Consider the following 20827-nt stretch of genomic DNA (forward strand, 5'->3'; position numbering starts at 1 on the left):
TCCAGCATGCCCCCCCCCCCCGGCTGACCGGGGAGGGGGCTCCCCCCCGGCCGGCGCGGTCCGGGGCTTCGCCACGTTAGCGGCCCGAGGAGTCCAACCCGGGCGGCTGACGGGCGTAGACGAGCTCCTCGGGGTAGAAGGCCGTACGGATCTTGACCCACGCGTCGTCGAAGGTGATGCCGGTCCTACGTGAAAGCCGTCGGGCATGCCACGAAATGACGGGGGTGAAGATCCAGCGGCGTCGGGTGAGCTGATTCATGCCCCGACACATACCCCCACTGCCCAGCTGCCGATCGTCCGTCGTGTCAGGGAAGTTCGGCTCGGACCCGTACGCGTCGGCAGGCTCGGTGATGATGAACAGCATCGAGCACCAGGCCTTTGGGAGGGGACCCGTGACGAACATCTGGATCATGCGGAAGAGCAAGGACCCGGCAGGCAGGGGAGACAGGAGGGTCATGGTGCGCGCCGATGCCATCACCTACCTCAGCGCCGACGACCACCAGGTCCGTGCCACCGAACTCGCCTCAGACAACATCATGGTGCTGGCCGACAAGAAGGACGCCGGCCATGACAGCCCGCCGCTGCCGGAAGGCTTCAACGCCGACATGCTGTACGTGGTCAGCGACCTGCGCCGCCAGCTCGCCGCCAACGGGGACAGCGAGGACCACGTCCTCATCGCGCAGGTCGTCGACGGCACATGGGAGTGGCGGCCCTTCGCCGTGTCTGAGGTGGAGCCGAAGCCGACCCCCTGACCCACGCGGTAATGCGACGCCCCGGGTCCATACCCGGGGCGTCGTGGTCATCGCCCACCGGAACTCCCCCGATTACTGCGGGTCAGAGGCCCCTGTCCTGGATGGCGCCGCGGACCCCATCAATGTCGTAGCCGGTCTCCAAGACCGCGTGCACGAGAGCAAGCAGGGCGAGCGTCTGCGCCTTCGCCCCCGGCTCTGTGATCTTGGGCAGCATCTGCTCCGACAACTCGGCGAACGCCTGCGCCTTCTTGAAATGCTCGTTCCTGGGCATGTCCTCCCCCTCCATGGTCAGCTGCTGGTCGGTCAAGGATGCCCGGCGGCACCGACACTGCGTCACCGAACGACCGGTTCCGGGTACCGCTTTCGCCGGCGGCCCGGGTCGTCGGTGCCGAGGCGTACCCCCTTGGTGCCACGAGCGGCTCTGTACCGCTCATGGCTTCGGCCGGGCCCTCCCTTCGGCGTGCTCGCTGCTGACGGCGGGCGGGGCGGGACCCACGAGGAGCATGTCGCGGTTCGCTCCGATGAGCATCACGGCCCCGGCCCTGGACAGGTCCAGTACTCGGTGCTGCGTGCCGGCCCATGCGCAACGGCGCGTAGGGGAAGGGCACCACGTCGCAATGCACCCCCAGCATGGGCTGACTGCGAAGTGGGCTTGTCAGCGTGGCCGCGGGCATGACGACGAACGGAGACCCACCCATTACCTCCCGCCGGAGGCGCCGCTTGAGGCTGAAGCAGGTGCTCACGCGGTGCTGACCGTCGTAGAAGAAGAGCCCGGTGCCGAATTGAGGCGCACTGCGCAGCGGCAGCCATGAGGCCTTCCCTGTCCACACAGGCGAGGGCAGCCGATACATAGGCTGCGGGCCAAAGGGCGCCGAGTATGCGACACGGTTCAGGCGGGCCTGCAGGTAGGAGAGGAACGAGCCGCGTACCCGGCGAGGCGCGGGAAGCTCCGGCGGCGGCGTGTTGAGACGCAGCCGAGGGCCCCGGTACGGAGCGGCCGGCTGGGTCGGCGGCTTCCCGTCAGGGGCGGGGCCTGCGGGCGCGACCGGTGGACGCCTGCGTGAAAGGTACCGTGCACGCGGGCGCCTGGCAGTGGTGGATGACCGGTACGGCTTTTCCGCCCTCCCAAAGGAGCGCGGAAAAGCGGGGGCCGCCACGGGAGCGGAGGTCCTCCAGGAGGCCCTCGCTGCCCGGGGCTTCTTTGATCCGATGCGCGATCTCGGCCAAGAGCTCTTCCACCTGGGGAGGAGTGAGGCCATGGCGGCGAGAGATCTGGTCGGCATGCACGCCATGGATGAACTCCGACAGCAGACGCAGCTCCGGCGCCTTCAAGACCTTGCGCAGCACGCGGTCGAGCAAAGGCTCGCCCGCGTGCCGGGATACCGGATCTCGGTCCGGTCCGTAGAACGTGCGCCGTTTCACTGGACCGTCCCCTCCACCCCAACCTCGTTGACCGGGCCGACGGCGGTGGCAGGGCCCGTCGGCCCGGCCACCGCCGCGGGCCCGATGGCAGGATCCGCAGGAGCAGGCACACCCGCAACCGGACCAGCCGACGGTTGGGACGCGCCGATGCGAGTAGCGGCGAACACCGCCTGCCGGATTCCCTGCCCCAGCGCCGCCACCAGACCCGAATGCGTCCGTCCCACCGTCTCCAGCACCCCCGGGAGATCTTCCCGCCGGGTCCGTCCCACCACCAGGTTGGCGGTGCGCGCGAAGACCACGATCGCCACCACTGCCACGATGCCGAGCATCAGCAACAGTGCCAGCAGGACCGATCCGAGCCCCGCCAGGATCACGGTCAGTGTCTCGTTCACAAGAGCCTCTTCCTCCGGTCCCAAAACGCCGAAGAGCCCCGACACCAGCGGTGTCGGGGCCCTTCGGACGCACGGGAAACAAAAAACCCCGCACGAGGCGGGGCGCGGTGTCCGGGCACATGCCTGCCCGTCCGATCGGGACCCTAACTCAATCGCAAGCCCCGAACGAGTCCCACCGCCCCGACCAGGCTATTTGCGCAGGTCAGCGTCTCTCAGAGGGAGAGGGATAGCACGAGGGTTTCGTAACACGGCTCCCGGCCCCATGCGCTGGGGAAGCACCCTCAGCCGCGGTGTACAGGACCTTTGGCACGGCTGCCCGGAGCCCGCGTCAGGCGTTCTTGACGCGGTTGGTGAGCTCCGTGACCTGGTTGTAGATGGACCGGCGTTCTGCCATCAGGGCCCGGATCTTGCGGTCCGCGTGCATGACGGTGGTGTGGTCCCGGCCGCCGAACTGGGCCCCGATCTTGGGCAGCGACAGGTCCGTCAGCTCTCGGCACAGGTACATGGCGATCTACCGCGCGGTGACCAGTACCGGGCTCCGGGAGGAGCCGCACAGGTCGTCCACGGTCCGCCCGAAGTAGTCGGCGCCATCGAGCACACTGCCCCTGACAACCTGCACCTTGCCGAACTCGGTGTTGGCCGCTTTCCTCGCGTTGTTCGGCATGGGTGCCGAGGGGTTCGTCCGCCGAGCCTCGCGAGCATCACCGCCGAACGTCTGGCGGACGTGGTCGCGTGCGGAGCCCCGCTGTTGGGCGAGTCGCCGCCTTGCGCGGGGAGTTGGCGCCGGCTTTTCAGGTTTCTGAGGCGGGTGCTAACGCCGTTAGCGCCCTGACGGGGTGCTAACGGCGTTAGCACGGGAGTAGCAACTGCCGCAGAAAGTTAGCAAAACGCTTCTATTGGATCACCGGTATCGCCCCCCACGGCAGTATGCTGCCGTGCATGTCATCTCCGAACTCGGGAGCTGAGCGGGAGAAGCTCGCCTCCAAGCTGCCCGCCCACCTTCAGCAGGCACTCAAGGTCCGTGCAGCCCAGCTCCAGACCGATATGCAGGACGCGGTCGCCTCCGGTATCCAGGCCTGGCGCGACTGCCACGACGAGCTCCCCGCAGTCAACACCGCCGGCGCCGATAGCTTCGGCACCTACCTCCCCGAGGGTCTCTACGAGGACTTCAAGACCGACTGCCGCGAACGAGGCGTCTCCTACATCCAGGGCCTCGCCCAGTCCGTCGTCCTGTGGCTGGCCGACAACCCGGCCGAAGCACAGAGGACCACTCGCCGAATCATCGTCTGCAATCAGAAGGGCGGCGTCGGCAAGACGGCCGTCTCAGCCGGCCTCGCACAGGCCCTCGCCGAGGACCCCGCCGCCGTCAAAGCCGCGGCCTCTGCCGAGACCGGGGGCCTGCGAGTCCTCCTCGTCGACTACGACCCCCAGGGCCACCTCACCCACCAGTTGGGCCTCACCGCCATCCCGGCCGGCGAGGAAAGCCTCATCACGCACATGCTGCACCGCGAGCAGGCCAAACAGTCATTGCTCGACCTCACCGTCGCCATAGACGGTGACCGCTTCTCCGGCCGCCTACGCATCCTGCCCGCCGCGTTCGATGCCTTCCTCCTCGACTCGGGTCTCACCGTCTTCCGAGGCCCGCGCGAAGCCGCACTCGAGCGCGCTCTGGCCCCTCTCGAGGAGCACTTCGACGTCATCGTCGTCGACTCACCACCCAGCCTCGGACTCGCCATGGATGCTGCCCTCAACTACGGGCGCCAGCGCGACGGAGAAAGGCCCGGCTCCTCCGGCCTCGTCATCCCCGTGGAAGCCGAAGACACCTCCGCCCAGGCGTACGGCATGCTCATCCAGCAGATCGACTCCCTCTCGCGGGACTTCGACATCGAGATCGAGCAGCTCGGCCTGGTGGTCAACAAGTTCGACAGCCGCCGCGGCTACATCGCGACCTCCTCCCTGGAAAAGTGGAAGTCCCTCGGCACTCCCCCGGTCCTCGCAATCGTCCCCGATGTCAAGGAGCAGCGCGAAGCCGTACGCAAGCAGCGACCGCTCCTCGACTACGCCCCCGACTGCGAACAGTCCCACCAGATGCGTCAGATCGCCCGCGGGGTGAAGACCGGATGAGCAAGGCAGACATGCTCGGCGACTCCCCCACCTTCAACGCGGTCGCCCATCCCATGAGCAGCCGCGCGGCCTCCTTCGCACGGTTCGCCGGCCAGGACGCTCCCGCCGCCGACCAGGCTCCCGCCACCACGGCCGGGACGCTCCGCGTTCCGCTGGAAGCTCTTGCACACAACCCGTACAACCCTCGCGAGGAGCTGAAGTCGGTCGAGGACCTGGCTGACAGCCTCACCTCCCGAGGAGTCATCCAGCCCCTCGCAGCAGTCACCCGGCAAGCGTTCCTCGTTGCACACCCCGGCCACGAAACAGAGATCGGCCAGGCCGCTTACGTCGTCGTCGACGGCAACCGGCGCCTGGCCGCCGCGAACCTCGCCGGACTCGACGACGTCCCCGTTCACGTCGACGACACCCTTGCCCAGGACGCCGACACCCTCCTCGAGACCGCCCTCATCGCCGCCGTCCAGCACGAGAACCTCGACCCTCTGGATGAAGCGAAGGCCCTCCAGCGCCTCGTGGACGTTCACGGATCCCAGCGAGCCGTCGCCCGGGCCCTGGGCAAGTCGAGCCCGTGGGTCACCCAGCGGATCGCCCTGCTCAAGCTCACGCCGGAACTTCAGTCCGCCGTCGAGGACCGGACCCTTCCGGTGGAGATCGCGCGCAACGTTGGCCAACTCCCCGAGCAGCAGCAGAAGAGTGCTGCCGAGGAAGCCCTGGCCAAGCGTGCCGCTACCAAACGACGCAGGCACAGCGCCCCGGGCGCCGACGCCGTTGCCACCGCCGAAGCTGCTCCGGGTGCTAACGCCGTTAGCACCTCGCCGGTGCCTGCGGCGGTACCCCCAGCTGCCGCGGTCGAAGCCGACGCCCCGGCAACCGAGAAATCGGAGACCGGTGTGTTCTCGACGCCGGAGGCCGTCCCGTTCCTCGTGGACCTGCGGACGATCCCCCGCCTTCCGTGGGATGACGGAATCAAGGTCGCCGAAATGATCCTCGAGAAGATGGACGCCCCGCAGCGTGAGCTGCTTCTGGAACGGCTCCTGGCCGCACACGGTGAGGAGTAGTCGCGCAGCGCGCATATGACTGAGCCCGTCCGGAGGTGCGGACGGGCTCAGTCATGTATCGGACGCCGGGGTGCTAACGGCGTTAGCACCCCTTGGCCTCCACGGTGCCAGACCTAGGGACAGCGCGACGGGGCCCCCGTACTGCTCTGGCGGCGTGCTTGTTCAGAGGAGGCCGAGCTTTTCCTGAACCGCTTTGGTGAAGGCCGCAATGCCGAGGAACGACACACCGGCGTAGGCGATGGCCTGGAGGCCCGTTGCTTCCAGGGCTCGGCTGAGGGTGAAGGCTGTCAGTGCGGCGACCAGGCCGCACAGGATGGCGATGATGAGCGCCATGACCTTGACGGTCCGGATCGGGCCGGAAGGCGGGGGAGTGGACATGATCGGTTGTCCGTCCTTCTCGTCGCTGCCTGCTTCTTGGAAAGAGGGCTGAACGTCAAGGCCTGAGTGCACAGCGGAGAGCACCGCCAGGCACCGTCCTCACACGGCTCGATCCGGACGGGGTAGGGGTGTAGGCCATCAAACGGCGCCTGATCCGTTGTCGAGCTGCCGTCTCAACGCTACGGAGGCGCCCTGCGGCTGGGTACCGGTCTCCGAGTCGATGGCCAACGGGCCATGGCCGGGCGGGGGATGGACACACAGGGGATACCGCTGCACGGTCCGGCGCTGTCACGGTGGGGACATGAATCCGCAAGACGCTCCGGTCGAGAGCGCACGAGAACGGACCCATCGCATGCTCGTCCGTGCCCTGGCAGTTCTGAGGGCCGCCCAGTTCCTGCTCTGGCTGGCAGTACTTCCGCTTCAGGAGCTCCAGGGCCGCAACAACGCGGTCATCGTCGGCGGCTACGTCACCGCCGCTCTCTTCGCCACCGCCATGTTCACCGTCGGCATGCGCCGTCGGATCCTTTCGCCTCGATGGATCGCAGCCGATGTACTGCTGGCAGTGGTGTACGCGGTAGTGGTCAGCCGGAACTATCCTCCGGCCGACGCGGCCTCCATTACGAACTGGGTGATCCCACCCCTGTGCGGGGTCACCGTGACTGCGGCGATCTACGGCGGCCGGTACCGCGCGGTCGCAGTCGGTGTGGTCGTCTCCTCGTGGCTGATCGGCGCCTGGCCGGCATTGGGCACCGCCAACGGGCAGGAGCTGATCTCCAACGCCACGATGATGACAGCCTTCGCTCTCGTTGCCGGGATCACCGGCAGGCTCCTGGTGAATGCGGCGGACGCCGCGGATATCGCAACCGCCCGGGCGGTTGAAGCCGAGCACCTGGCGGCCCGCGCGGAGGAGCGTGCCGAACAGGCACTGGATTTCCACGACTCGGTCCAAGTCACCCTCGACGTGATCGCCGCAGGCAGATACTCCGCCGAGAAGAACCGGTGGCTGGCACAGCGCGAAGCCGACTATCTGCGCGTGCTGACCACCAGCCGCAAGCATGGCGACCGGGCCGAGCTCGCCACGTCCCTGGCTCGGATGATCCGGGACCACCCCGCCCAGGAGCTGATCAACGGCGGAGTGGAATCCAGGATTGACGTCCTACCGTTGGACCTGAGCCCAGAAGTCGTGCAGGCCCTCGTCAAGGGCGCACGCGAAGCACTGAACAATGCCGTCAAGTACGCACAGACCGACGAAGTCTACGTAACCGCGGCAGCCATGGGTGAGGGGGGCGTACGCGTCGTCGTGATCGACCAAGGTGTCGGCTTCGATACACAGACTCAGCCCACGGGGCTCGGAACCGCCCACTCGATCAAACGGATCGTCGACCTCGGCGGCAAGGTCGTCATCGACAGCGCCCCCGACGAAGGAACCACAGTGGAGATGACATGGACCCCCTGATCAACATCGGAGCCATCGACGACGACCAGATGGGCCTTGAGGGCAAGGCCGTGTGGTTCGAAGTCAAAAGCAACGTGCGGATGTCCGCCTCCGCCTCCTCCGTAGAAGACTTCCTGGCCGCCCGTCCGTCACCCAGGATCGTCACACTCGACCTGAACCTCGGCAACGGCACCCTCCCCGCCGACAACGTCCGGGCACTGCTCCGCGCAGGTCACAAGGTCATCATCGTGACCGTGGTACCGGAGAAGAATTGGATCATCGAGACCACGGAAGCCGGCGCATCCGCCTACCTGACCAGCCGCGCTTACAACCTCGACAAGCTGGTCGACGTCATCCAGGCCCTCGACCGCGGCGAACTTCCGACCACCGCCGAACACGCCTTCTGGCTGTCCCAGGACGACCGCCCCGACAAAGACAAACCCCGCCTGACACCCACAGAGACCCAGGTACTACGCCTCATCGGAGACGGGATCAAACAGGCCGCAGTTGGGCGGCGCCTCAATATCGCCCGCACCACAGTGGCCAGTCACCTGGCCAACATCCGGGCAAAGTACGGGAGATCAGGTCAGCCCTATGGCGGTGCAGCCGACTACCGGGACTGGGCCAAGCAGCAGGAACTGGACCGCGACCGGCACGACCCGAACAAGGACATCAAGCCCGAAGCCTGACCCGGTGCATCCACGACAGGCTGCACGGGAGACTCTGTGCGGCCCGTCGTCTGCTCGCGGCCCACGCTCGGGGACGGTCGACCCGGAGGGGGGCTCCAAGGTGCGGAGTACCGCATCCACGGCCTCTTGCTGGTGGGTACGGAGCTTGAGGGCCATGTGGTGTCCCCGGCCGAGGGGTGGTCGTTTTGTGCCGTCGGGACCGGAGGTGTCGGCCTGTCAGGCTGCGGCAGTTGTTCCGCAGGTGGCTATGGCCGGCCGCGGGGCACTGAGGGCGCCGGGCGTTCGCCCGCCGGGGTCGGCACTTCGAGGCTGGGCGTCATCTCTTCGTGGATTCGGGTCCCTTCGGTGTGCGTGCTGCGGCATCGTCGGAGTTCGGCGGCCCCGGCCGGGACCGGCGGCATGGTGCGGCGTGGAGGGGTGTCGTGGGCGAGCGGGAGACGTGGACGGCGGAGGAGTTCGGCAGGTCCCACGTGGGCTGGGTCGGCGTGGTTTTGGCCGACGGCAGTGTTCCGGGGCCGGTGTTCTTCGACTCCGGGTCGGGTTCGAGCGGGCGGTCGGTGTCGCAGTGGTCCGTCTACGACGGCCGGCGCCTGCGCGGGCCGCGGGCGGCCGCGGTGCGCGCGGTCTGTTCCTGCGGCTGGGCGGGTCCCGAGCACGGTCTGGACTGGGCGCTGATCGGTGACCAGGACCTCGCCGAGGCGGGTGACGGGCAGGCGGACGCGTGTGTACGGGACTGGGACGGTCACATCGTTGCGGTCGGGGCGACCACCACCCCCCTGCCCGAGGCGATTACCCTCCTCATGGAGCGGCTGGAGGAGGAGATCGAGAAACTGACGAAGACCGCTCCGGTCGCGGCGGTCCGGGCGGCCCGCCGGATGGAGGTCACCGCGGTACGGGTTGGCTACTGGGCCGCCAACGGCGCGCGGGCGGACCTGAGCACCGAACAAGCCGCGACCGCCCTCGGCCTCAACGAGGACGCCACGCGTTCACTGCTCGCCCGGCTCGGCGGCTGGAGCCGGTACGCCTGACCTGCTCGCGTCCGCGAAGCCACCTGTCACAACGGGCGTCGATCATGCTGGATCACCTCGCGCCGCCTCTGGGCGATCACCGTCGAACTGTGGAGGCCATCGCGTGGAAGTACCGAACCTGCTCGCCCTGGCGGGACCTGCCCGACGAGCTCGGCTCGTTTCAGACCGCTCACAAACGACTGATGAGGTGGGCCGTGGACGTCACCTGGGAACGCATCCTGGCAGCGGCCGAGGGTGCTGACGACATCAGCTGGACCGTGCCGGTGGACTCCACCGTCTGCCGGGCTCACCAGCACGCCGCCGGAGCCAGGAAAAAGGGGATCCAGGCCGGGCCGAACCCGACGATCACGCGCTCGGCCGCTCCCGCGGCGGCCTGAGCACGAAGGTCCACCTTGCCAGCGACGGCCATGCACGACCCCTGGCCCTCCGCATCACCGCAGGCCAGGCGGGCGACGCTCCAGTCTTCGAAACCGTCATGGCCGGCATCCGGGTTCCGCGAAGCGGCCCCGAAAGACCGAGGACCCGACCTGACGCCGTGCTGGCGGATCGCGCGTACTCATTCCGCGCGATCCGAAATCACCTCCGCCGACGCGGAATCCGCGCTGTCATTCCCCAGCCCTCCGACCAGATCGGCCACCGTCTGCGGCGAGGCTGCGCCGGCGGTCGCCCACCGGCTTTCGACGCCGGGGCATACAGGCAACGCAACGCGGTCGAGCGATTCATCAACCGGCTGAAGCAGTGGCGCGGCCTGGCCATGCGAACGGACAAGCTCGCCATCGCCTACCAGACCGCACTCCACCTCGCCGCCATCCTCATCTGGGCTCGGCGTTGACGACGAAGCGACGGCCGATCAGTCGTAGAAGAAAAGCTCAAGGTCCTCAATCGACCCTGGCCCGGTGAGGAAGCCCTCAGCCTTCGCGATCTCGTCTTCTGATGGCAGTTCGCCCTTCAGGAGCCTCTGCATCCAGATTTCTCCCTGCTCGGCGACCGCGTAGATGCCAGTCAGCAGTTCGGGCATGCCGGCAGGGTTTGACGGGATGAGTCCGGCGACTGGTTGGAGCACTCAGCCGCCTGACCGGGCCGCGAGCCGCAGCACCCCTGCCCAGTTCGCGATCCTCCCGATGCGTACGTGCCACGAGTCCTCGGTGAACGGGGCCATCCGCCCACCATTGAGAGGGTTGGTGGCGGCAGCGATGTCTTTAATGACTTGCCGTTCCACGGCGTCACGGACCCAGCGCCCTTCCTGGGCTTCTTCGATGGCGGCCTCCCACCACTCCCACCCGCCGTCGAGTCGATCCTCGAATGTGTCCATGCGGACAGGCTTCCATGCGCGAGGCCGCAAGCATTCAGGGGGCGCCGATCAGCGGATCGACTCATCAAGGAGACAGGCTCTAGCCCGAGCAACCGGTGACAACCATCGCTACAACTCGACCGATAGGACCAGGTCAGATCCCCCGCTATGCGCCAGGTATCGCTGCCAGTCACACTCGGCTGCTCTGTGTCCGTACTTGAAGACTCAGTGAGTTCGAGCATTGCCGGATAGAGGAGCCGGTGGCGCGTGTGAATGGAGCCGCTCGGCGATGGTGGCGGTGTGGAACGGCTGCGGCAGTTCGAGGCCGAGCCGATACTTCCAACTCCAGGGAGAGGAGGCCTCGGCCAGCATTTAACCCGGTACGTGTTCAGGAACGGGTTGTCGTGGCACGTGCCCGCCCCGAGGGGACGGGGGAGGCCGCGAGAAGCGTGTGATCGAGGTGACTCGGGAGTCTGCGACCTCATGGAGATCGAGAAGCGTGTGGCTCCCGCGTTGTTGACAGCGCAGGCCAGGGCCATGGTGATATTGGTGAGACTGAGCGCTTCTATTGGCCCCTGAGCGCGGTGGTTGGCCCGACTGAGCGTCGGGGTGGCCCGCTGGATTAGCCCGCCCCAGCCGCTTGTGACGTTACTGTCGCCGGAATTGTGGGCTCCATCACAGTGGCTGCGGCTCTATCCTGCTGAGGTTAACAGGTGGCGACCCTCCTGCTGTTCCTCATCCCCGCCGGACTAATTGCGCCCGTCGTGCTCGCTGGCTTCGGCCTCCGTGCGCTCGTCCGGATCGGGCGCGGGGGCGCCAGCCGCCACCTCTGGCTGCGGGGCAGCGCTGCGTTTCTCGCGGCCGCGGCTGTGGCTCTGTACACATGGGGCCTGCTCCACCTCGCCGGGACCGTCTTGGATGCGGAAGACGGTGGCACCGATTCGTCCCCACTGCGACCTTGCCGGGTACCAGGACACCCGGAGCGGGCCGCGGAGGTCGTCGACTACACCGTCAGCTATGTGCCCCTCCGGTTTCTCTGCGAGGAGAAGGACGGCGAAAGCTACAGTGCCAAGTCGGTGCCCGCGTACGTCAACCCGGCCGTCCTAGGCTTTGCGCTGGCGGCCGTCGCCTGTGTGGGCGCTGCGGCCACCGACTCAGAGCGCCGACGTCTTCGTGAAGGTCCCGAGACAGACCACGCGGGCCAACCCTGACGCTCAGTCGGGCCAACCACCGCGCTCAAGGGCCAGCTGAAGCGCTCAGTCACAAATGGGCCGTTGTGGTGAATTGAAGCTTCTTCATAGGGTGCCGGAGCCGACTGAACGCCCCAGAATCCCGTCTGACGGCACTTCGGGCAGAGGGTGACCCCATCACTCCAGGGGCCCCGAGATCAAGCCTCCAAGGTGCCATTCTGGAGGTCGCTTATAGGCGGTTTTCAGCTGTTTGTGAAATTTGGCAAGCCCCTGACGGATCTCAGCGCGCTTCGGCCGACCCAGTCTTCGCCGCAACGAAGTTCGACCTTGTCGGAACCCGGGATGCTGGAAGAGCGCATCGCCTGTTGACTGCGGTTGTTGTCGACGCCCGTCGTTGGGTCAGGTGGCGACGTGGCTGCGTTTCCTCGTCATGGCGGAGGATGATCAGGATCTCGGTGGGGTCGCGGTTCTGCGCAGGGCCCGGGGGATCGTCGTGGAGAAGGAAGCGGCTTGCCCCATCTCGACACGGATGACGCGTTCGCCGAGGCAGAGGACCACCGTGCCGGACAGCACAGTGAACCCGTCACGACGGATGGGCGCCCAAGTTGTTCGGGCTGACGTTGCCTGTCTGGTCGGTGATCCGCATCTTGCCCGCGGTCAGGCCGCGCGGCCTGACATCCTTGCGGAGCAGCCAGGTCGTCAGGCCGCGGCGCTCATCGCACTCAGGCCGGGATGACGGCATCGGAGTCGTCGAGGGAATTCCCCAGCGCCTCAGCGATGGCGGGTGAGAGGTTCGAGACTGAGGCGCCGGAGATCGGTCTCGACGCGGCTGACCCGGGAAGGGCTGATGCCCGCCTGTTCCGTACGGCGCACCGAGTGAGAACCTCAGCGTGCGCATTATTTGCACCACTTGGATCGCTTGCCGTGCCTGAACTTGCAGAGCGGGACACGCCCCCTGAGTGAGACGGTCCTGATGTGGTCGATCACACTCGACGGTTTGGCAAGGTCCTCACGCACGACGCTGGGCGCGACAGTCCGTCTTCGACCACCCTGGCCCATAGCTGATGCTTGCGGGATCTGAGATCTTGTCCACGGCTGACTGCGGCCAGGGTCATCCCAGGGGCCAGCCCCTGGACCCCGCCAGCGCCTGGCCGCGCTGGACCGGCCGAGGCATGGGGGACCGCCGGCCCCCCAGACCCCCCGGCCAGGCGCTCGGGCGCCCTGGACCCGCTCACCCTCATGTCCTGCGCCAACTCCCTGACGGTCGTCGGCGCACCGGTCGGGCGCTGAGCGCCCTTCCTGAACACGAGGGCCGGAGAACAACAGAGGCTGATGCCGTCTCCGGCTGATGTGGGGGGCTGAAGGTAATTCGCAGAGATGAGCGTTGGCAGGCAGCTGAGGTGCTGTGGCCGAACTCGGTGAGGGGTCGCAGTAGTTGTGGGTATGAGTTGGTAGGACCTGCCTGTCACAAGACAAAGGCACGTGGGAGCACAGCGGCTTCGGGTCGCTCTTGTATTAAGAGGCCGCGTAAGTTTCAGCCCTCTGACCTGCGTGTTTGTGATCATGAGTGTGTCGGGGGCAGCACAGTTGGGGACGTGAAGTGTGTACCTGGCGGGCACATTTGGGGAAAAAATCAAGCTGCCGTTGATTTTCTGAGTGCCTGTGTGTGTGGTGGATCTCTGCAGGTCAGGGCGTGGAGGGTCGAGGGGGATGCCAGGAGAGAGCTGCGTCCGACACCTCAGGAATGTGCTGTCATGGCGGCACATAAAATCAAGCACACATGGATTTTCAGCCCGCAGGCGCGGTAAAACTTCACGTGGTGTGTACTTTTGGACCCCGCTTTGCGTGGTGCGCGCACCAGAGGCGACATCTGGCGCGCCGGTGCGCCAAAAGACAAGCCCACGTTGATTTTTCGGTAGTCTCGGACCGCCTGAGTAACAAGGAGGTCCTGTGACATCTGATTCGCCCGGCCGTCGTCGACAGCGCGGGCCCCGACCTGTCCCGGCACCCGCCGCGGCAGGCAACGACGCCGAATACGGAGACATCCTGGCCGTCCTCGGCCAGCAACTCGGGGAAAAGGTCGCGCAGGCCACCGACCCCGGTGGCCGCCGTCGCCTCAAGGGTGTCCACTTCGAATACGCCGCAGACCCGAGATCTGTACACGATATGGCTGGCGGTGCCGGATACAGCCTCGCCAGCAACTGGTTCACCCAGCTCCTGGCGCAGCTTGCCGTCGCCAACAGCATCACCAAGTCCCAGCTCTGTGTCTTCCTGTTCGTGGCCGGAGGGCAGGTCCCCGGCACCGGGATCGCCCAGTACACACAACAGGAGATCACCGACGGGCTGAACAAGATTGCCGCGCAGAAGGGCGGCAAGATGATCACGCGTTCCACCGTGAACCGTGCCGTTCAGGCGCTGTGCGGTTACAACTGGGTGGAGAAGGCCGGCAACGGCCGGATCCAGATCAACGTGCGGCTGTGGTTCCAGGGCAACAGCACGGCCCAACAGGAAGTACTCGCCGAGATCGCCGACAAGCACGACCACGACCCCGAGGCGTTCCCCTACGCGGTGGGACCGGAAGGCGCCCACCAGGAGGAGCTGGACCTCGACTTCGGTGCCGAAGCCAGTTTTCGGGGAAGGAAACGGACCGGGTGATAGTGCTGACATGCCCGCGCACGGGCGACCGCTCACGAGGAAGGCCCTTCCATGGCTAACGTCATGTCTCCGATCGTCGCGGAGCGCATCTGGGCCCTGCCGCTGTCAGGGTCCGCCGTCAAGTTCCTCCAGTACCTCGTCTCCCGCAGCGACTTCGGGGGAGCGCTACCGGTACGGCAGAAGGACATGGCGGCCGAGTACGGCGTAACGCCCCAAGCCATCAGTGGACTCATGGCGCCTCTGTGCGACCTCAACATCGTCCTGAGGCCGCGCAGCGAGGAACGAAACGGCAATTCCTACCGGCTGCACCCGCTCGCGGCGAAGTACGAGAGCCCCGACGCCATGGAAGCCGCGTTCCGGGCCGCTCTCGCACGAATCCAGGCAGGGGACCTCCCCAACCTGAAGCTGCCGACCTACCATCAGGCTCCGCCGGCCCCGAGCGGACGGCCGAAGCTTCAGGTCGCCTGACACAGCGAGTGGCCGGGCCACATACAGAGGGCCCCCACCAAGGTGGGGGCCCTCTGTGCCTGAGTAACAGTTGTCCTAGAGTATATCCGCCGAGCTGGTTTCTCACAGGCAGCCGGAATCGACCATAGGTGCGGACGATGGGTCGGGCGGAGACCCTATGCCCGCCAATGCCGGTTCCCTCGCCAAGCGAGGCCGGCTGTCACAAGCGCGAAGGTCGTCGTCCTTGGCAGTGACACCTGGTTGGCCAAGGTCTGTGCAGGCCCCTTCCCGGGGTGAGGGGAAGGGGCCTGCGGGTGTGCTGTTGGTGTTTGCGGTTAGAACATGCCGGGTGCTGCGTACCAGGAGCCCTGAACGCCATTGAAGCCGCCGTCCGGGCGGCTGGTCAGGGTGAAGGCTCTGGTGTCGCCGGCGGCGTAGTTGTACATCATCAGGATGTCGGCACGGCCGTCACGGTCGGTGTCTCCGGATATCGGGGTGCCGCTGCTGGTGGCGTACCAGTTACCGTCGCCGGACTTCCAGCTGGCTAGCGGGGGGTTGAAGCCGCCGTCGGGCGTGGCGGTGAAGGTGTGCGTGCCAGTGGCGCCGCTGTAGTCGTAGACGATGGCGAGGTCGCCGCGGCCGTCGCCGTTGAAGTCTCCGCCGGTGGATTCGATGCGAGCGGCCTGGAAGGCGGCTCCGGACGTGGACCACGACTTGAACGGGGCTTCGAATCCGCCGTCCGCCATCGCCCTGAAGGTCCACATTGCGGTTTCGGTGGTGCCATTGAAGTAGACGGCGGCGATGTCGGAGCGGCGACGGTGTCGGCAACATGGTCAAGGGCGAGTCACTTGCCTCCTACGACGGCGCGACGCCCAAGTACACGCTGACGGGCGCCAGCACCCACGACGCATACGGCCGTCAGACGTCCACCACAGACGTGTACGGCAAGGTCACCCGCATCGAGTACACACCGGCCTCCGCCGGCATTGTCACCAAGGTCGTCACGACCAATGCACTCGGCCACACCTCCACCAACGAGCTGGACCCCGGCCGAGGGCTCCCGCTGGCCCAAGAAGACGCCAACAAGCGGCGCAACGCCCTGCAGTACGACTCCCTCGGCCGGTTGATCAAGGCCTGGTCGCCTGAACGCAACCCGATCACGCAGAGCCCGAACGCGGAATTCTCCTACGACATCCGCCCCGGCTCCCCAGACGCGCCGGTCATCATCACCAACAAGTACCTGATGGACAGCGGGAACTACCGCACCCGGTACGACCTGTACGACGGCTCACTCCGACTGCGCCAGACCCAGCAGCGAGCACTCGACAAGGGACGAGTCGTCACCGACACGTTCTACGACAGCCGCGGCCAGGTCTGGATGCAGAACGCCGGCTACTACAACGACCAAGACCCCTCCAACCAGATGTGGGTCCCGGTCGAGAGCAAGATCCCCTCCTCCACGGTCACTCAGTACGACGGCATGGGCCGCCCGGTGGCGACCATCTCTCGGAAGAACGGTCAGGAGACATGGCGCACCACCACCGCCTACGGAGGTGACTGGGTCGCCGTCGATCCACCGAAGGGAGAAACCCCGACCAAGGCGGTTCTGGACGCCCAGGGCCGCAAGATCGAACTCCAGCAGTTCACCGGCGACTCGCCCACTGGTGCACTCGCCAACAGCATCAAGTACGCCTACACGCCCAAGGGCCAGCTGGACAAGGTCACTGACCAGAGCGGCAGCGTCTGGTCCTACAAGTACGACCTGCGCGGTCGCGCGTATGAGACCAGTGACCCGGACAAGGGGGTCACCAAGACCACCTACGACATTGGTGACCGCGTTCAGACGATCACTGACGCCCGTGACAAGACGATTGCCTTCGCCTACGACGCACTCGGCCGCGGTACCGCGACCCACGAGGGATCGCTCCAGGGCCGCAAACTGACGGAGCAAAGCTACGACACCCTGCCCGGAGCACTGGGTCTGCCGGTGTCCTCGACCCGGTACGACGAGCAGGGCAACGCCTATGTCCAGGCCGTCACGAGCTATGACAACGCCTACCGCCCGCTCGGCAGCAAGGTCGTCATCCCGGCCAACGAGAACAAGCTCGCCGGTACCTACACCTACACCAACACCTACACCAAAACCCTTGGCCTGCCGAACTCGGTGCTTCACCCCGCTACAGGCGGTCTGCCCTCCGACCGGATCAGCGTCACCTACAACGCCCTCGACCAGCCGCTCATGTCGGCGATCAACGGACGGGCCTTCCTCACTAACTCCGAATACAGCCCGCTTGGCGACCTCGTCCGTACCAATGTCGGTGACGCGGGCAAGCAAATCGTCTCCACCTTCGAGTTCGACGAGCAGACCCGCCGTGCCACCCGCTCCTACATCACCCAGCAGTCGGGAACGACCGGATACCGCCAGATCAGCGACGTCACCACTAAGTACGACGACGCCGGCAACATCCTCAAGATCACTGACAAGCAGGACGGCACAGCGCTGTCCACGGATACCCAGTGCTTCGCCCACGACTACCTGCGCCGGATGACCGACGCGTGGACAGCCATGGACGAATGCGCGACCCAGCCAGGAAGCAACGGGCCCGGATCCGGGCCCAAGGTCGGGGGATCGGACGCTTACTGGCACTCCTACACCTTCGACGCGGTGGGCAACCGCACTTCGGAGGTCAAGCACGACCCCACGGGCACCCTCGCCCAGGACATCACTCGCAATTACACCTACTCTTCCTCCGGGACCGCGAAGAATCAGCTCCTCAAGGTCGACATCAAGGGGCCCGAAGGAACCCGCACCGAGAGCTACGCCTACGACGCAGCCGGAAACACGACCCAGCGCAACACTCCCAACGCTCCTCAGACCCTCGACTGGGACACCGAAGGCCGCCTGAAAAAGGTGACCGCCAGCCAAGGCGACCAGGCCAAGGACACCGAGTACCTGTACGACGCCCAGGGCAATCGGCTCATCCGCCGTGACCCCACCGGCACCACCCTCTACCTGCCAGGCACCGAGATCTACGTAGCCAAGGCCACCAATGCGGTCAAGGCCACTCGCTACTACGCAGGACCCAACGGTGCGGCCATGGTCCGCGTTGTCGAAGCAGGAAAGACCACCAACTCCTACCTCCTCGGCGACCACAACGGCACGGCCACTGCTTCGGTGGACAGCGTCACCCAGGCCGTCACACGGCGCAAATTCACGCCGTTTGGTGAATTGCGAGGACAGAAGCCCTCTGCCTGGCCGGGTGAGAAGGGGTTCGTCGGAGGAACCATCGACGAATCAACCGGACTTACCCATCTGGGGGCACGCGAGTACGATCCGGCAAACGGCCGGTTCATCTCAGTTGACCCAGAGATGAACACGTCAGAGTCCCAGTCAATGAATGCGTATGGGTACGCCAACAACAGCCCAGTGACGTTCAGTGACCCAACTGGGCGGTCATGGGGTGGTTTCAGGCCCGTCTTGATTGCCGGCCAAGTGATCTCCCAGCGGATTGCCAGGTATGTCGGGCCTGTTCTAAAAAAATATGCGCACGTAGTCAGCGGGGGAACTGCACCTGCGCCAGCGCAGCCGGTAGCAACCGTCTCTGCTGCTGATGTCGAACGTGCAAAGGAAATCAAGGCACAGACTAAAGCCGACGTCACACTGTCCATCGCCAAGTCGGTCTTCAAGGGCCTGACCGGCTACGACGACATTGTTGCCTGCATTGGCGGCGACCTGGCCACATGCGGCTGGCTGGCCCTGGAACAGGCATTTGGGATCCTAGGTAAGGCGAAACGTTTCGCCAAAGCCTTGGACCGTGCCGTCAAAATGTTCAACAAGTGGTCCGACGACGTCGTATGGGCCACCAGAACCGTACACGTGCCGAGGACGACGCCAAGGCGTTCGCGAAATACAATGACGACCTCGCAGCCTGGCAGCGCAAGGCGGACGCGGACGCCGCAGCTGCGCGAAAAGCCGATGAGGTAGAAGCCCCGGCCGCCAAGCAATCAGACTCCGGAGGGAGCGGTGATGAGGGTGGCGGTGGCGGGGCGTCTTCGAGTAGTTCCTCCTTTGATCGCGACGCCGAATGGGCCAAGCTCCCCGAGTACGGGGCAGGGGGAACTACCTACACAACCGGCCGCGCCGTTGCATCCAATGGCAAGTCCTATGGTGTGGAGAGCGGGTACATTCCGCAGGATAAGCCCCTGATAAACTGGGTGAACAAGACACTGCATGCCCGAGGGGCGATGAAGGCCAGAAAATCGGGACGAGCCGTTGACGTCGAACAGAAGTTTGCGGCGATAATGGATCGGGACAATATCGGTCACGCGGATATCGTGATCAATCATCCAGGTGGTCCGTGCAATGTTGATCTGGGTTGCGATAAGGTCTTGGGTACTTTGCTGGGAGACAGGAAACTCACGGTTCACTGGAAAGAAAACGGCGCGTGGCGTCAGGATACTTATGGAGGAAGCTAGTGAGGGCTATTGCTCAGGCTCGGTATCGAAAAGAACACGGCGATAATCCAGTACTGCTCTACACTCCCGAGGATGTGGACGGAGTAATTGACGCGCTTCTGGATGCGCCTGCAGGAGTGATAGTCCAGAACCTGGCCCAGATTCATTCACTGGAGAGGGATCTTCTCCCTTCTGGGTTTCCGGATCACGAACTGATGGTTGGCGTTGATAAGAACCTTCAGGTAGGTTTGATTTCCTTCGCGGATGACGAGAATTATGCCACGCTAGGAAATGAAGACAGTCGCCCGGGGCCTGTGTATTTCATTACAGGTCATGACACATATTTCCCTGACAATTCAGAAATCCCAATTCACCTTGTGCGTCAAGCGGTGAAGGAGTTCGTAGCTTCCGGAGGTCAACGACCTAACTGTGTTCAATGGCAGGTGGATGACCTCTAAGTAGCCGAAGAAGCTTCCGTCTCAGTCCAGCCTGAGTGCGGTGGGGTAAAACTTCAATTGGTGCATCCTTACCGCAGATATCGCGGGAAAGGCAAGGGCCGGACCTCAAAAATTGGGGTTCGGCCTTTCCTTTAGGTTTAGCGGGGCTCCTCGAGATGGTTCCCCCGCCCATTGCGTACGACCGCCAACGCAGTTCTGCGCAACCGGCTTCAGCGCCCCTTGATCGGGCCCCGCCCCCCGGGCCCACCGAGGGCTTGCCAACCTGGCCCGCTTGGCCGGGGACTTCCCCACCGCGCTGGCCGCCGTCCCCACCCTGGGCTGGAAGGGCCGTCACTACCGCGTCCTGGGCGACATCCGCTGGTCCCAGGGCGACACCGCCCAGGCCGTCGCCGCCTTCGAAGCCGGCCGCGCCGAAGCCGCACAGCACGGCGCCGCCGTCGAACGCGCCATGATGCAGGTCCGCCTCGCCCTGGCCGTCTCCTTCGCCGACCCCATCCGGGCCGACGATGAACTCGCCCTCGCCCACCAGCTCCTCGACGGCCTCGACCAGCGTTCCAACACCCTCCTCGCCCAGGTTGTCGCCCTGATCAAGGACGCAGGAATGTACGCGTTCCCGACCGCGCCCGGAGCCTGCACAGCGACATCGGTGCCGCCGGACTCCCCTTGCTCCACCGGTTCGTGGGACTCGCGACTGCCTTCCACCACGCCGTCCGAGACGAACACCAGGACCTGGCCGCCACCATCGGCCGTCTACGCGAACTCACCGCCGGCGGCGACTTCGCGTACTTCGTCGACATCGTCCACTTCATGGCCCGCCTGCCCCTGCCCACGCCGTCCACCACCCGATGGCTCGACGGTGAGGAACCGACCCGCGCCAGGTGGCACGATCTGGTCACCGCACGCCGCACACACATCGGGCGCACGCGATGACCAACCCGTCCCTCAGAGAAGAGATCCGTCGGAACTCCGAGACAGCTCTGGAGGCACGACGCCAGGTCCGCCTCGCGGAGGAACGACGGCTGCAGGAGCAGCAGCGGGCAGCCGACGAACGACGGC

Annotated in this window: 20 protein-coding genes and 3 pseudogenes; 14 read left to right on the top strand and 9 right to left on the bottom strand. The window is 65.8% G+C overall.

Annotated features, from left to right (window positions below):
* Window positions 1-76: 76 nt before the first annotated feature.
* On the bottom strand, window positions 77-259 hold the full coding sequence (locus AB0D46_RS35225; protein WP_362883715.1) for a hypothetical protein: 183 nt from the start codon (window positions 257-259) through the stop codon (window positions 77-79).
* A gap of 151 nt (window positions 260-410) precedes the next feature.
* Between AB0D46_RS35225 and AB0D46_RS35230 the strand changes: the two genes are divergently transcribed.
* Window positions 411-752: a hypothetical protein gene (locus tag AB0D46_RS35230; protein ID WP_362883717.1), complete on the top strand. Its 342-nt coding sequence runs from the start codon at window positions 411-413 to the stop codon at window positions 750-752.
* An 82-nt stretch (window positions 753-834) separates the two neighbouring features.
* Here the strand turns inward: AB0D46_RS35230 and AB0D46_RS35235 are convergent, their stop codons facing one another.
* From AB0D46_RS35235 to AB0D46_RS35250, 4 genes and pseudogenes are all read right to left on the bottom strand, one after another.
* Window positions 835-1059: a hypothetical protein gene (locus AB0D46_RS35235; protein ID WP_362883719.1), complete on the bottom strand. Its 225-nt coding sequence runs from the start codon at window positions 1057-1059 to the stop codon at window positions 835-837.
* A gap of 713 nt (window positions 1060-1772) precedes the next feature.
* Window positions 1773-2099, bottom strand: a complete 327-nt coding sequence (locus AB0D46_RS35240; protein ID WP_362883721.1) for a hypothetical protein — start codon at window positions 2097-2099, stop codon at window positions 1773-1775.
* 71 nt (window positions 2100-2170) lie between these two features.
* Window positions 2171-2566 (bottom strand): hypothetical protein, encoded by a 396-nt coding sequence (locus AB0D46_RS35245; protein ID WP_362883723.1) that lies wholly within the window; start codon window positions 2564-2566, stop codon window positions 2171-2173.
* A gap of 328 nt (window positions 2567-2894) precedes the next feature.
* Window positions 2895-3152, bottom strand: a pseudogene (locus tag AB0D46_RS35250) (helix-turn-helix domain-containing protein); the annotation flags it as partial.
* A gap of 353 nt (window positions 3153-3505) precedes the next feature.
* Here AB0D46_RS35250 and AB0D46_RS35255 point away from each other — a divergent pair.
* Both AB0D46_RS35255 and AB0D46_RS35260 read left to right on the top strand, forming a co-directional pair.
* On the top strand, window positions 3506-4690 hold the full coding sequence (locus AB0D46_RS35255) for a ParA family protein (RefSeq protein WP_362883725.1): 1185 nt from the start codon (window positions 3506-3508) through the stop codon (window positions 4688-4690).
* Window positions 4687-5745: a ParB/RepB/Spo0J family partition protein gene (locus tag AB0D46_RS35260; protein WP_362883727.1), complete on the top strand. Its 1059-nt coding sequence runs from the start codon at window positions 4687-4689 to the stop codon at window positions 5743-5745. Before AB0D46_RS35255 ends, AB0D46_RS35260 begins: the two co-directional genes overlap by 4 nt.
* A 162-nt stretch (window positions 5746-5907) precedes the next feature.
* On the opposite strand, the gene AB0D46_RS35265 is transcribed toward AB0D46_RS35260, so the two are convergent.
* Window positions 5908-6078 carry a hypothetical protein gene (locus AB0D46_RS35265; protein WP_362883729.1) on the bottom strand — a complete coding sequence of 57 codons (171 nt, stop codon included), beginning with the start codon at window positions 6076-6078 and terminating at the stop codon, window positions 5908-5910.
* A gap of 346 nt (window positions 6079-6424) precedes the next feature.
* On the opposite strand from AB0D46_RS35265, the gene AB0D46_RS35270 reads away from it, so the two are divergent.
* From AB0D46_RS35270 to AB0D46_RS35285, 4 genes and pseudogenes are all read left to right on the top strand, one after another.
* The gene (locus AB0D46_RS35270) at window positions 6425-7579 is read left to right on the top strand and encodes an ATP-binding protein (RefSeq protein WP_362883731.1); all 1155 of its coding nucleotides are present in this window, start codon (window positions 6425-6427) and stop codon (window positions 7577-7579) included.
* Entirely contained in the window at window positions 7567-8247 is a 681-nt protein-coding gene (locus tag AB0D46_RS35275) for a LuxR C-terminal-related transcriptional regulator (RefSeq protein ID WP_362883733.1), read from the top strand. The genes AB0D46_RS35270 and AB0D46_RS35275 overlap by 13 nt, the downstream gene beginning before the upstream one ends.
* Window positions 8248-8669: 422 nt before the next feature.
* A complete protein-coding gene (locus AB0D46_RS35280) occupies window positions 8670-9275 on the top strand; it encodes a hypothetical protein (protein WP_362883734.1) in 606 nt (201 codons plus the stop codon).
* 74 nt (window positions 9276-9349) lie between these two features.
* Window positions 9350-10107, top strand: a pseudogene (locus tag AB0D46_RS35285) (IS5 family transposase); the annotation flags it as partial.
* An 18-nt stretch (window positions 10108-10125) separates the two neighbouring features.
* Here the strand turns inward: AB0D46_RS35285 and AB0D46_RS35290 are convergent.
* Together AB0D46_RS35290 and AB0D46_RS35295 are read right to left on the bottom strand one after the other, a co-directional pair.
* A complete protein-coding gene (locus AB0D46_RS35290; RefSeq protein WP_362883736.1) occupies window positions 10126-10293 on the bottom strand; it encodes a hypothetical protein in 168 nt (55 codons plus the stop codon).
* 45 nt (window positions 10294-10338) lie between these two features.
* Window positions 10339-10587: a hypothetical protein gene (locus AB0D46_RS35295; RefSeq protein ID WP_362883738.1), complete on the bottom strand. Its 249-nt coding sequence runs from the start codon at window positions 10585-10587 to the stop codon at window positions 10339-10341.
* A gap of 692 nt (window positions 10588-11279) precedes the next feature.
* On the opposite strand from AB0D46_RS35295, the gene AB0D46_RS35300 reads away from it, so the two are divergent.
* From AB0D46_RS35300 to AB0D46_RS35310, 3 genes are all read left to right on the top strand, one after another.
* Entirely contained in the window at window positions 11280-11777 is a 498-nt protein-coding gene (locus tag AB0D46_RS35300) for a hypothetical protein (protein WP_362883740.1), read from the top strand.
* Window positions 11778-13706: 1929 nt separating this feature from the next.
* Window positions 13707-14411 (top strand): hypothetical protein, encoded by a 705-nt coding sequence (locus tag AB0D46_RS35305; RefSeq protein WP_362883741.1) that lies wholly within the window; start codon window positions 13707-13709, stop codon window positions 14409-14411.
* A gap of 51 nt (window positions 14412-14462) precedes the next feature.
* Window positions 14463-14879, top strand: coding sequence for a hypothetical protein (locus tag AB0D46_RS35310; protein WP_362883743.1), 417 nt, complete (start codon window positions 14463-14465; stop codon window positions 14877-14879).
* 314 nt (window positions 14880-15193) lie between these two features.
* On the opposite strand, the gene AB0D46_RS35315 is transcribed toward AB0D46_RS35310, so the two are convergent.
* Window positions 15194-15604 carry a VCBS repeat-containing protein gene (locus tag AB0D46_RS35315; RefSeq protein WP_362883745.1) on the bottom strand — a complete coding sequence of 137 codons (411 nt, stop codon included), beginning with the start codon at window positions 15602-15604 and terminating at the stop codon, window positions 15194-15196.
* Between the two features lie 83 nt (window positions 15605-15687).
* On the opposite strand from AB0D46_RS35315, the gene AB0D46_RS35320 reads away from it, so the two are divergent.
* The 4 genes and pseudogenes from AB0D46_RS35320 (at window position 15688) to AB0D46_RS35335 (ending at window position 20701) form a co-directional block, all read left to right on the top strand.
* Entirely contained in the window at window positions 15688-18843 is a 3156-nt protein-coding gene (locus AB0D46_RS35320; RefSeq protein WP_362883747.1) for an RHS repeat-associated core domain-containing protein, read from the top strand.
* Between the two features lie 140 nt (window positions 18844-18983).
* A pseudogene (locus tag AB0D46_RS35325) lies at window positions 18984-19334 on the top strand (DddA-like double-stranded DNA deaminase toxin); the annotation flags it as partial.
* On the top strand, window positions 19334-19771 hold the full coding sequence (locus AB0D46_RS35330; protein WP_362883749.1) for an Imm1 family immunity protein: 438 nt from the start codon (window positions 19334-19336) through the stop codon (window positions 19769-19771). The pseudogene AB0D46_RS35325 and the gene AB0D46_RS35330, both read left to right, overlap by 1 nt.
* Window positions 19772-20449: 678 nt before the next feature.
* A complete protein-coding gene (locus AB0D46_RS35335) occupies window positions 20450-20701 on the top strand; it encodes a hypothetical protein (protein ID WP_362883751.1) in 252 nt (83 codons plus the stop codon).
* The last annotated feature ends 126 nt before the right edge of the window (window positions 20702-20827 follow it).

The sequence above is a fragment of the Streptomyces sp. NPDC048383 genome (assembly GCF_040651775.1).
In the GTDB taxonomy this organism is placed as follows: domain Bacteria; phylum Actinomycetota; class Actinomycetes; order Streptomycetales; family Streptomycetaceae; genus Streptomyces.